The 13,391-nt window shown below is 57.2% G+C and carries 13 protein-coding genes; 12 read left to right on the forward strand and 1 reads right to left on the reverse strand.

What is annotated here, in order from left to right:
• Window positions 1-157: 157 nt before the first annotated feature.
• From prfC to deoD, 11 genes are all read left to right on the forward strand, one after another.
• Window positions 158-1,747, forward strand: a complete 1,590-nt coding sequence (gene prfC, locus ACTJJ1_RS12325) for a peptide chain release factor 3 (RefSeq protein WP_004949912.1) — start codon at window positions 158-160, stop codon at window positions 1,745-1,747.
• Between the two features lie 532 nt (window positions 1,748-2,279).
• Window positions 2,280-2,894: a molecular chaperone OsmY gene (osmY, locus tag ACTJJ1_RS12330; RefSeq protein ID WP_004949915.1), complete on the forward strand. Its 615-nt coding sequence runs from the start codon at window positions 2,280-2,282 to the stop codon at window positions 2,892-2,894.
• Between the two features lie 113 nt (window positions 2,895-3,007).
• A complete protein-coding gene (locus tag ACTJJ1_RS12335) occupies window positions 3,008-3,169 on the forward strand; it encodes a DUF1328 domain-containing protein (protein WP_004949916.1) in 162 nt (53 codons plus the stop codon).
• Between the two features lie 56 nt (window positions 3,170-3,225).
• Entirely contained in the window at window positions 3,226-3,411 is a 186-nt protein-coding gene (locus ACTJJ1_RS12340) for a CsbD family protein (protein ID WP_020438417.1), read from the forward strand.
• Between the two features lie 10 nt (window positions 3,412-3,421).
• Window positions 3,422-4,543, forward strand: coding sequence for a patatin-like phospholipase family protein (locus ACTJJ1_RS12345; protein ID WP_041416727.1), 1,122 nt, complete (start codon window positions 3,422-3,424; stop codon window positions 4,541-4,543).
• Window positions 4,540-5,316, forward strand: coding sequence for a TatD family hydrolase (locus ACTJJ1_RS12350; protein ID WP_440833876.1), 777 nt, complete (start codon window positions 4,540-4,542; stop codon window positions 5,314-5,316). The genes ACTJJ1_RS12345 and ACTJJ1_RS12350 overlap by 4 nt, the downstream gene beginning before the upstream one ends.
• A gap of 209 nt (window positions 5,317-5,525) precedes the next feature.
• Window positions 5,526-6,791, forward strand: a complete 1,266-nt coding sequence (locus tag ACTJJ1_RS12355) for a NupC/NupG family nucleoside CNT transporter (protein ID WP_170865754.1) — start codon at window positions 5,526-5,528, stop codon at window positions 6,789-6,791.
• Between the two features lie 358 nt (window positions 6,792-7,149).
• Entirely contained in the window at window positions 7,150-7,929 is a 780-nt protein-coding gene (gene deoC, locus ACTJJ1_RS12360) for a deoxyribose-phosphate aldolase (protein WP_004949923.1), read from the forward strand.
• Between the two features lie 69 nt (window positions 7,930-7,998).
• A complete protein-coding gene (gene deoA / locus ACTJJ1_RS12365; RefSeq protein WP_440833878.1) occupies window positions 7,999-9,321 on the forward strand; it encodes a thymidine phosphorylase in 1,323 nt (440 codons plus the stop codon).
• A 70-nt stretch (window positions 9,322-9,391) separates the two neighbouring features.
• Complete coding sequence (deoB, locus tag ACTJJ1_RS12370) at window positions 9,392-10,615, forward strand: phosphopentomutase (protein WP_440833880.1); 1,224 nt, start codon at window positions 9,392-9,394, stop codon at window positions 10,613-10,615.
• Between the two features lie 98 nt (window positions 10,616-10,713).
• A complete protein-coding gene (deoD, locus tag ACTJJ1_RS12375; protein WP_004949927.1) occupies window positions 10,714-11,445 on the forward strand; it encodes a purine-nucleoside phosphorylase in 732 nt (243 codons plus the stop codon).
• Window positions 11,446-11,606: 161 nt separating this feature from the next.
• Here the strand turns inward: deoD and ACTJJ1_RS12380 are convergent, their stop codons facing one another.
• Entirely contained in the window at window positions 11,607-12,293 is a 687-nt protein-coding gene (locus ACTJJ1_RS12380) for a YtjB family periplasmic protein (RefSeq protein ID WP_004949928.1), read from the reverse strand.
• A gap of 104 nt (window positions 12,294-12,397) precedes the next feature.
• Between ACTJJ1_RS12380 and serB the strand changes: the two genes are divergently transcribed.
• Window positions 12,398-13,375 carry a phosphoserine phosphatase gene (gene serB / locus ACTJJ1_RS12385; RefSeq protein ID WP_004949936.1) on the forward strand — a complete coding sequence of 326 codons (978 nt, stop codon included), beginning with the start codon at window positions 12,398-12,400 and terminating at the stop codon, window positions 13,373-13,375.
• Window positions 13,376-13,391: the final 16 nt, after the last annotated feature.

Genomic DNA, 13,391 nt, shown 5'->3' on the forward strand with positions numbered 1-13,391 from the left:
AGCCTATCTTTCCCGCCGGGAAAAGCATTGATTGTCACCGGTTGACAAATCAGCGAAAATGCCCGGCTATTATCTTTTATTTACCGCTTTGCCTGGCGCCGTGCGCGGCGCGTTCTGATGATGTCGCAGGGCGGACTAACCGTAGAATCTGAAAAACATGTCTCCTAGTGAATTTGCCCGCGAAGTCTCGAAAAGAAGAACTTTCGCCATCATCTCGCACCCCGATGCCGGTAAAACCACCATTACCGAAAAGGTATTGCTGTTCGGACAGGCTATCCAGACCGCCGGTACGGTAAAAGGCCGCGGCTCGAACCAGCATGCCAAATCCGACTGGATGGAGATGGAAAAGCAGCGCGGTATCTCGATCACCACCTCGGTGATGCAGTTCCCGTACCGCGAATGTCTGGTTAACCTGCTGGACACCCCGGGGCACGAAGACTTCTCCGAAGATACTTACCGTACCCTGACCGCCGTGGACTGCTGTCTGATGGTGATTGACGCCGCGAAAGGCGTTGAGGATCGTACCCGCAAGCTGATGGAAGTTACCCGTCTGCGCGACACGCCGATCCTGACCTTTATGAACAAATTGGACCGTGATATCCGCGATCCGATGGAAGTGATGGATGAGGTTGAGCGTGAGCTGAAAATCGCTTGCTCGCCAATCACCTGGCCTATCGGCTGCGGCAAGCTGTTTAAAGGGGTTTATCATCTGTACAAGGATGAAACCTACCTGTACCAGAGCGGCAAAGGCCACACCATTCAGGAAGTGCGCATCGTCAAAGGGTTGGACAACCCGGAACTGGACGCTGCGGTAGGCGAAGATCTGGCCGCGCAGTTGCGTGAAGAGCTGGAGCTGGTGAAGGGGGCCTCCCACGAGTTCGATCACGAAGCTTTCATGAGCGGTGATTTGACGCCGGTATTCTTCGGTACCGCTTTGGGCAACTTCGGTGTGGACCACATGCTCGACGGCCTGGTGGCCTGGGCTCCTGCGCCGATGTCGCGTAAAAGCAGCACCCGTGAAGTGGTGGCGGCGGAAGATAAATTCACCGGCTTCGTGTTCAAGATCCAGGCCAACATGGACCCTAAACACCGTGACCGCGTGGCCTTTATGCGTGTGGTTTCCGGCCGCTACGAGAAAGGCATGAAGCTGCGTCAGGTGCGCACCGGTAAAGACGTGGTGATCTCCGACGCCCTGACCTTTATGGCGGGTGACCGTTCGCACGTGGAAGAAGCCTATCCGGGCGATATCATTGGTTTGCACAACCACGGCACCATTCAGATCGGCGATACCTTCACTCAGGGTGAAGACATGAAGTTCACCGGTATTCCGAACTTCGCGCCGGAGCTGTTCCGCCGCATTCGTCTGCGCGATCCGCTGAAGCAAAAGCAGCTGTTGAAAGGCCTGGTGCAACTGTCCGAAGAAGGGGCGGTGCAGGTGTTCCGACCGATAGCCAACAACGATCTGATCGTTGGCGCGGTCGGTGTGCTGCAGTTCGAGGTGGTCGTCGCGCGCTTGAAAAGCGAATACAACGTGGAAGCCTTGTACGAGTCGGTCAACGTCTCGACTGCCCGTTGGGTTGAATGCAGTGACGTGAAAAAATTCGAAGAGTTCAAGCGCAAGTGTGAGCTTAACCTGGCGTTGGACGGCGGCGACAATCTGTCGTACATCGCGCCAACCATGGTTAACCTGAATATCACGCAGGAACGCTACCCGGAAGTGGTGTTCCGCAAAACGCGCGAACATTGATAGAACGACAGGGCGCCTTAGGGCGCCCTGTGTTATGTTGCCCGACCCTACTTCTGCTAATTAATAAATCCCCCTAATAATTTCTCTTTCCCCCGCTGCCGCCAGGATTTCATCGGTATTCCCTACGTTTTTCGCCCTATAGTCTATATTTAACAGGGGAGGGCGTATCCAATAAGCGTAATTCACTGCTTTTTACTTTTTAGGTAGAGAGTTATTCGGTGTTGTTGCCAATTGGAGACAGCTCGATCTGTTAAAGATCAGTGAGATAGCTAAAGTGTTGTTTTTACAGGTTGTCATTGTCGCTGATTGGCGACAGATTTTAGGTTAAACAATGAGCTATTTTTTGTTTATAATTGATTTTTAACGATATTTTAAGGTTGGCACAGGTGTTGCAATAATCCTTGTGTAACAGCAATCGTTTTAGCGTGAACGTTTGATCGTATAGAAGTCGTGAAGTATTTACTGAGTGGGCCGCATCATGGCGGCTGAAGGATCCGCAATCATTTGGATCCGCAACCAAAGGAAGAGATCGATGAAAAATACCAAATTTGCACAATCACTGATGGCTGTTGTTTTGGGTTCCGTACTGGTTAGTGGCAGCGCGCTGGCTGAAGATACGCTGCTCAATAAAGCGTCAAGTGCCGCCGACAGCGCGGGTGCCAAAATCGATAGCTCCATGAAAAAAGTCGACGGCTACATGGATGACAGCGCAACAACGGCTAAAGTTAAAAGTGCGCTGGTCGACGATAAAACGATCAAAAGCACTGACATCTCCGTGAAAACGGAAAAAGGCACCGTGACCCTTAGCGGTTTTGTCGGCAGCCAGGCGCAGGCCGAGCACGCGGTTGAAGTGGCCGGCAAAGTAGAAGGCGTCAAATCCGTCAGCGACAAGCTGCACGTGAAAGATGAAGCCAAACAGTCGGTGAAGGCTTACGCCGGTGACACCGCAACTACCAGCGAACTGAAAGCCAAACTGCTGGCTGATGACATCGTGCCTTCGCGCAACGTGAAAGTAGAGACCACCGACGGTGTGGTGCAGCTTTCCGGCGAAGTGAAAACCCAGGCGCAGGCTGAACGCGCAGAAAGTATCGCCAAGGCTATCGACGGCGTGAAAAGCGTCAAGAACGACCTGGTCGTGAAGCCTTAATTGAAGCAACGGTAGAACCAAGCTCTACAGGTAGGGGTTCAGCATGCTGAACCCATTGATTCTTTGGGTCATCACGGGCGCAACCTATTGCGCCCCTACGTAAGGAGAGGCTTATGTTTCGTTGGGGCATTATCTTTTTAGTCATTGCATTGATTGCTGCGGCGTTAGGTTTCGGCACGCTGGCGGGCACCGCCGCGTGGGCTGCAAAAATCGTCTTCGTCGTGGGGATTATCCTGTTCCTGGTCAGCCTGTTTACCGGCCGCCGGCGTCTTTAGTTTTTCTCAAAGTGTAACAAAGCTTCATTCCTTTTCTTGCAGTAGGGAGGTGCGTCATGAACAGCGACATCATCCTCGGACGCTGGAAACAGCTGAAGGGTCAGGTATGTCAGACCGTGGCGGAATGGTCCGGTAGTGACTGCATTTGGCTGATGGGAAGCAATGACTGCCTCTCTGGCGTACTGCAAGAGGATTACGGAAGAGAGCAAGACGAGGTATCCTCGGAAAAAACGTCTCACTGAGGATACAGGGTTGGGATACAGAATACCCATCACGCTCGGCAATATAGAACCGCTGGCGTATAAACCGTACCGGCCAGGTAAAATGGCGTTGGTATGTGAAGGGGGCGGGCAGCGCGGCATCTTTACCGCCGGCGTGCTGGACGAGTTTCAGCGTGCCCGCTTTAACCCTTTTGAGCTGATGATCGGCACTTCTGCCGGCGCGCAGAATCTCTCGGCCTTTATTTGCGGCCAGATGGGTTATGCACGGCGGGTCATCACCCGCTACACCACCACCGCTGACTTCTTTAATCCGCTGCGCTTTGTGCGCGGCGGGCACCTGATTGACCTCGACTGGCTGATCGACACGACTTCGCAGCAATTGCCGCTGGCGATGGACGTGGCGGAAAAGCACCTGGTCGATGGCCGCGAATTCCTGATGTGCGCCTGCCGCAGCGATGACTTCGAACCGACTTACCTGCCGGCGCTGCGCGCCAGTTGGCTGCCGGCGATCAAAGCCTCCAGCGCCATCCCCGGCTTTTACCGCATGGGCGTAGAGTTGGACGGCGTCAGCTATCAGGACGGCGGCATCAGCGACGCTATCCCGGTCGAAGAGGCCTACCGCCGCGGTGCCGATACCATTGTGGTGATCCGCACCGTGCCTTCTCAGATGTATTACACGCCGCAGTGGATGAAGCGCATGGAGCACTGGCTGAGCGAAAGCAGCCTGCAGCAGATGGTGCGCATCCTGCAACACCATGAGCAAAGCTATCACCGCATCCAGCAGTTTATTGAGAAACCGCCGGGCAAGCTGCGCATCTTTGAGATTTTCCCGCCCAAACCGCTGGCCAGCAATGCGTTGGGCAGTCGCTTGACGTCGCTGAATCAGGATTATCATCTGGGCCGCCGCTGCGGGCGCTATTTTCTGGCGACCGTCGGCCATTGGCTGATGCAACAAGAAGAACGGGACGGCGTCAAAGTGAAAAAGGCGCTGTCGCGGCGTCTGCTCCAGCCGGAAAATGTCAGAATGCCATCGCCGATCATTACCGATGTCAATCATCCGCATGACCTTGCCGCGCAACCGGAGGCCAACCTGGCCGCACCGAAAATTATCCTGCCGGGCGACGTGCCGCCAGGTGAAGGAGGCGCGCTGTGAGTCACGATTTTACCGACACCCACTGCCATTTCGATTTTCCGCCCTTCAGCGGCCATGAGAGCGAGAGCCTGGCGCTGGCGGAACAGGCGGGGGTGCAGCGAATTATCGTGCCGACGGTGACCGCCGATCGTTTTGCGCGGGTGTTGAAGCTGGCGCGCGAGCATCAGCCGCTGTATGCCGCGCTGGGGTTGCACCCGCTGTATATTGCCCAGCATCAGGAGCCGCAGCTTGAGCAGTTGGCCGGGTTCCTGGCCAGTCGGCCGCCGAAGCTGGTGGCGGTCGGGGAGATAGGCCTCGATCTGTACATGGAAAATCCGCAGTTTGAGCGGCAGCAGCGGCTGTTGATTGCCCAGTTGAAGCTGGCGAAACAGCATGATCTGCCGGTGATCCTGCATTCCCGCCGGACGCACGATCAACTGGCCGCCGCGCTGCGCCGCGTGCCGTTGCCGCGCTGTGGCGTGGTCCACGGTTTTGCCGGCAGCCTGTCTCAGGCGCAGGCGTTTATTCGTTTGGGCTATTACATTGGCGTCGGTGGCACCATCAGCTATGAGCGAGCGCAGAAAACCCGCAGCGTGATGGCCCAGTTGCCGCTGACCTCCCTGTTGCTGGAAACCGATGCGCCGGATATGCCGCTTTCCGGTTATCAGGGGCAACCTAACCGCCCTGAACGTGCCGCAGAGGTGTTCCGGATATTGTGCCAACTGCGCCCGGAATCCCCCGATGACATTGCTGCCCACCTGCAACACAACACCCGCTCCCTGTTTCGCCTCTGAACGATAAATGAGTTAAAAAACGTGATGCATATCTCGTTATAAGATTTTCATTTGCTTCCTGTTGTATATATTTGTGACATAAATCGGTGCGGGTGCTGCCCCGCTCCGTATAATCGCACCCCGAAATCACTCTTCGGCGGCCCTCTCGTTTCTACCGGGTAGGGATGCATTTCTTTTTCGCAACAGGGATACTTTGCATGCAACTCATCATGAGCCTGGTAGGAATGGCGGCACTGATCGCCATAGCCGTGCTGCTCTCCAGCAACCGTCGCGCCATCAAATTGCGCACCGTTGTCTGGGCATTCATCATTCAGGTGGCCATTGGCGCGTTAGTGCTGTATGTGCCGGTGGGCCGCAGCATTCTCGGCGGCATGTCGGCCGGCGTGGCTAACGTGATCGCCTACGGCAACCAGGGGATATCGTTTATCTTCGGCGGGCTGGTGTCCGACAAGATGTTCGAGGTGTTCGGTGGCGGCGGTTTCGTCTTCGCTCTGCGCGTGCTGCCGGTGATCGTGTTCTTCTCCTCGTTGATTGCCGTACTGTATTACCTGGGCATCATGCAATTGGTGATCCGTATATTGGGCGGCGGTTTGCACAAACTGCTGGGCACCTCACGCACCGAATCGCTGTCGGCGACCGCCAATATTTTCGTCGGCCAGACCGAAGCCCCGCTGGTGGTGCGTCCGTATATCGCCACCATGACCCAATCAGAACTTTTCGCCGTCATGTGCGGTGGCCTGGCCTCGGTGGCCGGTTCGGTGCTGGCCGGCTATGCCCAGATGGGCGTACCGCTGGAATACCTGATTGCCGCGTCCTTTATGGCTGCGCCGGGCGGGTTGCTGTTCGCCAAGCTGATGGTGCCGGAAACCGAACAAACCCACGATAAAGACGATGCGACGAAACTGATCGCCGAAGATGACCGCCCGGCCAACGTGATCGATGCGGCGGCGTCCGGCGCGGCATCCGGCATGCAGTTGGCGTTGAACGTCGGCGCCATGTTGCTGGCGTTTATCGCGCTGATCGCCTTGTTGAACGGCATTCTCGGCGGTATCGGCGGCTGGTTCGACTACCCGCAACTGTCGCTGGAGCTGATGCTCGGTTGGGTCTTCTCGCCGATTGCCTTCCTGATTGGCGTCCCCTGGCATGAGGCGATGACCGCCGGTTCGTTTATCGGCCAGAAGATTATCGTCAACGAATTTGTCGCTTACATGAACTTCGGCGCCTATTTGCGCCCGGACGACGTGGTGGCGGCGGAAGGGTTGCAGGTGCTGTCGACGCATACCAAGGCGATCATCTCCTTTGCGCTGTGCGGCTTTGCCAACCTGTCATCGGTGGCGATCCTGCTCGGCGGGTTGGGCAGCATGGCGCCGAACCGTCGTCACGATATCGCGCGCTTCGGCCTGAAGGCGGTCGCGGCCGGCACGCTTTCCAATCTGATGAGCGCCACCATCGCCGGGTTCTTTTTGGCGCTGTAAGCCAGGCAAGGTTCCGCAATGGTGCGGGACACCGCCTATACTCTAAGACGGGCACGCGATGTCGTGCTCGTCGTCTGCATCCGTTTCTTTAGCGAATTTGTGAACGATATCGCGTTATTTTGTGACGTTCTTCACATATAATTCCGTCCTGTTACAGTGTTATTTCATATAGTGTGACTCTGAGCGCGAATTGCCCCGGGCGATCGTGTTCAAATAGCTATTACTGACCCTGCACGATATGCAGGGCCAAGTGCGGTGAGAAGGATCTCAGTTGCCGCCGTGGGAACCCGTTCCCCAGCGCTATCTTCAAGGAACCAAGTCCGCTCGCCAACATCCAGGTTCGCAGTTGGAGAGTTTTATGACCGAATTAACCGCAGCAGCGCAACGTGCGCTGGCCCTGATGGATTTAACCACGCTGAACGATGACGACACCGATGAGAAAGTGATCGCGCTGTGTCGTCAGGCCAACAGCCCGGCCGGCCATACGGCGGCCATCTGCATTTATCCGCGCTTTATTCCGGTGGCGCGCAAGACTCTGCGTGAGCAAGGGACGCCGGACATCCGCATCGCAACCGTCACCAACTTTCCGCATGGCAACGACGATATCGACATCGCGCTGGCGGAAACCCGTGCGGCTATCGCCTATGGCGCCGATGAAGTTGACGTGGTGTTCCCTTACCGCGCGTTGATCGCCGGTAACGAGCAGGTCGGTTTTGACCTGGTGAAGCAGTGCAAACAAGCCTGCCAGGCGGCCAATGTGCTGCTGAAAGTGATCATTGAAACCGGCGAGTTGAAGCAGGCCCATCTGATCCGCAAGGCATCGGAAATTGCCATCGCCGCCGGTGCCGATTTTATCAAAACCTCTACCGGTAAAGTGCCGGTCAACGCCACGCTGGAAAGCGCAGAGCTGATGATGTCGGCGATCCGCGATCTGGGCGTCGCCAAAACGGTGGGGTTCAAACCGGCCGGCGGCGTGCGCACGGCAGAAGATGCGCTGCATTATCTGCAACTTGCCGATCGTATTCTGGGTGAGGGCTGGGCCGATGCGCGTCATTTCCGTTTCGGCGCTTCCAGCCTGTTAGCCAGCCTGCTGACGACGCTGGGCCACAGCGCCGCAGCGCCTGGCAGCGGTTACTGATCGATAACGTCGGCAAGGCGCGATGCAGCGCCTGCCTGCACCCTACATTCGCTCAATCAGGGGGATGCTTTGTTCCTGGCACAAGAAATTATTCGTAAAAAACGTGACGGTCAGCCGTTGAACGAGGCGGAAATCCGCTTTTTCATCAATGGGATCCGTGACAATGTGGTTTCCGAAGGTCAGATCGCCGCGCTGGCGATGACCATTTATTTCCACGATATGACCATGCCGGAGCGCGTGGCGCTCACCATGGCGATGCGTGATTCCGGCACCGTGCTGGATTGGAAAAGCCTGTCGTTGAACGGGCCCCTGGTCGACAAGCACTCCACCGGCGGCGTGGGCGATGTCACTTCGCTGATGCTCGGCCCGATGGTGGCCGCCTGCGGCGGCTACGTGCCGATGATTTCCGGCCGCGGTCTGGGCCATACCGGCGGAACGCTGGACAAGCTGGAGGCGATCCCGGGTTTTAACATTTTCCCGGACGACAACGCCTTCCGCAAAATTATTCAGGACGTTGGCGTGGCGATTATCGGCCAGACCAGCTCGTTGGCACCGGCGGACAAGCGTTTCTATGCCACCCGCGACATCACCGCCACCGTGGATTCGATCCCGCTGATCACCGCTTCTATTCTGGCGAAGAAGCTGGCGGAAGGGCTGGACGCGCTGGTGATGGACGTTAAAGTCGGCTCCGGCGCCTTTATGCCGACCTATGCGCTGTCGGCCGATCTGGCGCAGGCGATCGTCGGCGTGGCCAACGGTGCAGGATGCAAAACGACTGCGCTGCTGACCGACATGAATCAGGTGCTGGCCTCCAGTGCCGGCAATGCGGTGGAAGTACGCGAAGCGGTGCGTTTCCTGACCGGCGAATACCGCAATCCGCGCCTGCTGGAAGTGACGATGGCGCTGTGCGTGGAAATGCTGCTTTCCGGCGGTCTGGCGAAAGATGACGCCGACGCGCGCACCAAGCTGCAGGCGGTGTTGGACAATGGCAAAGCGGCAGAAGTGTTTGGCCGCATGGTAGCGGCGCAGCAGGGCCCGACCGATTTCGTCGAGCGCTACGACAGCTATCTGCCGGCCGCGACCCTGAGCAAGCCGGTTTACGCCGAAAAACAGGGCATTATCAGCGCGATGGACACCCGTGCGCTGGGCATGGCGGTGGTATCGCTGGGCGGCGGTCGTCGCCGTGCGACCGACAGTATCGATTACAGCGTCGGCCTGACCGGCATGGCGCGCCTGGGGGATAAAGTGGATACCCAGCAGCCGCTGGCGGTGATCCACGCCAACGACGAAGAGAGTTGGCAGCAGGCGGCCGAAGCGGTACGCAGCGCTATGGTGCTGAGCGACAAAGCGCCGGAAGAAACGCCAGTGGTGTATAAGCGCATCACGGAATAATTAACGAATCAGGAGCGGCAGCGGCCTTTTCGCTGTCGCCCACAGCGTGAGAACACGCAGGAGAGCACAGATGAAACGCACATTTATTATGGTTCTAGACTCATTCGGCATTGGCGCAAGCGAAGACGCCGAGCGTTTTGGCGACAAGGGTTCCGATACTCTGGGCCACATTGCCGAGGTTTGCGCGCGCGGTGAAGCCAACGTTGGCCGTCAGGGCCCGCTGACGCTGCCTAACCTGAGCCGTCTGGGGCTGGGGAAAGCGGCGGAAGAATCCACCGGCACCTTCCCGCAGGGGCTGGACGGCAATGCGGATATCATCGGTGCCTACGCGCATGCGAGCGAACTGTCTTCCGGTAAAGATACGCCGTCAGGCCACTGGGAAATCGCCGGCGTGCCGGTTTTGTTCGATTGGGGTTATTTCAGCGACGAACACAACAGCTTCCCGCAGGAACTGCTGGACAAGCTGGTCGAGCGCGCCAATCTGCCAGGTTACCTCGGTAACTGTCACTCCTCCGGCACCGTGATCCTCGATCAACTCGGCGAAGAGCACATGAAAACCGGCAAGCCGATTTTCTATACCTCTGCCGACTCAGTGTTCCAGATTGCCTGTCACGAAGAGACCTTCGGTCTGGACCGTCTGTATGAGCTGTGTGAAATCGCCCGTGAAGAATTGACCGAAGGCGGTTACAACATCGGCCGCGTGATCGCGCGCCCGTTCCTCGGCAACAAGCCGGGTGAGTTCCAGCGTACCGGCAACCGTCACGATTTGGCGGTAGAGCCGCCGGCCCCTACCGTGCTGAAAAAACTGGTGGACGAGAAGGGCGGCGAAGTGGTGTCGATCGGTAAAATCGCCGATATCTACGCTAACGTCGGCATCACCAAAAAGGTGAAAGCCACCGGCATCGACGCGCTGTTTGACGCGACCCTGATCGAAATGGAAAAAGCCGGTGACAACACCATCGTGTTCACCAACTTTGTTGATTTTGACTCCTCTTACGGCCACCGCCGCGACGTAGCGGGTTATGCCGCCGCGCTGGAGCTGTTCGACCGCCGCCTGCCGGAGCTGCTGAAATTGGTGAAAGACGAAGACATCATTATCTTCACCGCCGACCACGGCTGCGACCCGACCTGGCCGGGCACCGACCACACCCGTGAGCACATTCCGGTATTGGTTTACGGCCCGAAAGTGAAACCGGGCTCGCTGGGCCACCGTGAAACCTTTGCCGACATCGGCCAGACCGTTGCCAGCTACTTTGGCCTGTCGCCGATGGATTACGGTAAATCCATGTTCTAAGCCCCGTTTTCAAGCCGCAGCCTTGTTGGCTGCGACTCGACATCCAAAGGCTTATACGTTTAACGTTTTTATTTAATACGATTTGAAGGAAGACAATTATGGCTACGCCGCATATTAATGCTGAAATGGGTGATTTCGCTGACGTAGTACTGATGCCGGGCGATCCGCTGCGTGCAAAATATATCGCGGAAACCTTCCTGGAAGACGCGGTGGAAGTGAACAACGTGCGTGGCATGCTGGGCTTCACCGGGACCTACAAAGGCCGCAAAATCTCCGTAATGGGCCACGGTATGGGTATCCCGTCCTGTTCCATTTACGCGCGTGAACTGATTGCCGAGTTCGGCGTGAAGAAAATCATCCGCGTGGGTTCTTGCGGCGCAGTGCGCGACGATATCAAACTGCGCGACGTAGTGATCGGCATGGGCGCCTGCACCGATTCCAAAGTGAACCGCATGCGTTTTAAAGATCATGACTATGCGGCGATTGCCGACTTTGACATGGTGCGCAACGCGGTAGACGCTGCGGCGGCGCAAGGTATCCCGGCGCGCGTGGGCAACATCTTCTCCGCTGATCTGTTCTATACGCCGGATCCGGACATGTTCCAGGTGATGAAGAAGTACGGCATCCTGGGCGTAGAAATGGAAGCGGCCGGCATCTACGGCGTGGCGGCTGAGCTGTATGAAGAGTTCGGCTGTAAGGCGCTGACCATCTGTACCGTTTCCGACCACATTCTGCGTCACGAAGCCACCACCGCCGCAGAGCGCCAAACCACCTTTAACGAGATGATCGTTATCGCGCTGGAATCCGTGCTGTTGGGCGACAAAGAGTAACAATACTGCGGGCGCAGCATCCTGTTGCGCCCCCTGTGCCAATCTATTCATCCTCCGCAAGGATTCTCTTCGAATGCTTTACCGTACAGGTGGTTGGCACCAGTAATCTCTTCACCGATCTATTCACACATGAATAATGGCGAGCAAGTTATGCGCCTGGCTTAAGGGCGTTTCGTTTCTTCTTTATCCTGTGGCTTGTCGTCATCGTCGTCTTCCACCGTATTGCCTTCTTCCAGCGGCGTATTGGCGGTCAGCAGATACGGCGATTGCTGCCAGCGGCTGCGGCGATGCTGCAGCAGGGTACGCGCCAGAATAATGCCGATGGCCAGCGCCAGCAGGATCATCAGACGCAGCAGGTTGGTGGTGTTATCCACCTGTTTGGATTCGGTCGCCAGCACGTGGGTGTCCAGCGTAATGCGGATAAAACCGATCGGGCCGTCTTTGCCCTGAATGGATTCCACCAACTGGTGATTGAAATAGCTGCCGGCACGTTTGCCGTCAAGCGACAGGCGATCGCGTATACTGATCTGTTCACCGGCGTGGGAAACCAGCGTGCCGTCCAACTGATAGACGCTGGCGTCCAGAATGCGGCTGTGGTCGGTAAGCTGTTTGAGGATGGCGTCTACGCGCTGGTTGTCGACGTCGCTGTCGTCATCGAGCAGCGGCGCCAGGCTGGAGGCCACCTGTTTGGTCAGCGTTTGCGCCAGTTCTTCCACCTGTTCGGATCGCGCCATCTGGTGACTCAGGCTAAAATAGGACGCGCCCTGCATCAATAGCACCAGCAAAGCCAGGCAAATCAGGATAATAGCGGTGCGGTGCAGGCGGAATTTCAGTTTAGCGCGAGCCATTCAGGTTCCTTGGGCATCTTGGACACTTTATGTTGCCAGAACCAATGACGATAGGATAGCTTGATGCGTCGTTTTATCATGCAGCGTTTTTTCAGGAGTTAATGATGTCGAATAGTCTGACCTATTGCGATCTCCCGGCAGAGATCTCTCAATGGCCGGGTTTGCCCCTTTCGCTGAGCGGCGACGAAGTGATGCCGCTGGACTATAGGGCGGGCCATACCGGTTGGCTATTATATGGCAGAGAACTGGATAAAACGCGCATTACCCATTTCCAGCGCAAGCTGGGCGCGGCGATGGTGATCGTCACCGCCTGGTGCGTAGAGGATTATCAGGTCGTGCGTCTGGCGGGCACCCTCACGGCGCGCGCCAAAATACTGGCGGCGGAGAACGGGCTGGACGTAGCGCCACTCGGCAAGATCCCCCATTTGCGCACCCCTGGGCTGCTGGTGATGGACATGGACTCCACCGCGATCGAGATTGAATGCATCGACGAAATCGCCAAGCTGGCGGGCGTGGGTGATGAGGTGGCGGAAGTGACCGAACGCGCAATGCGCGGCGAGCTGGATTTTACCGCCAGCCTGCGTCAGCGCGTCGGAAAGCTGAAAGGCGCCGATGCCAATATCCTCAAACAGGTACGCGATGAACTGCCGCTGATGCCGGGGTTGATCAACCTGGTGCGCAAGCTGCAGGCGATGGACTGGCATGTGGCGATCGCTTCCGGCGGCTTCACTTACTATGCCGAGTACCTGCGCGACAAACTGAAGCTGGTGGCGGTGGCGGCCAACGAGCTGGGGATCCGCGACGGCAAACTGACCGGCGAAGTGCTGGGACCGGTGGTTGACGCACAGTTCAAGGCCGATACGCTGGTCGCGCTGGCGGAAAAGCTGGGCATTCCGCCGCAGCAGACTGTGGCTATCGGCGACGGTGCCAACGATTTGAAAATGATACAGGTGGCCGGGCTGGGCATTGCCTACCACGCCAAACCGAAAGTGTATGACAAGGCGCAGGTGTCCATTCGCCATGCGGACCTGATGGGCGTGCTGTGCGTACTGACCGGCAGCCTGAAACACGAAGTTCGCTAAATATATCGAGTAAGAG

It is taken from the genome of Serratia sp. 22264, from assembly GCF_052045345.1.
Classification (GTDB): domain Bacteria; phylum Pseudomonadota; class Gammaproteobacteria; order Enterobacterales; family Enterobacteriaceae; genus Serratia; species Serratia plymuthica.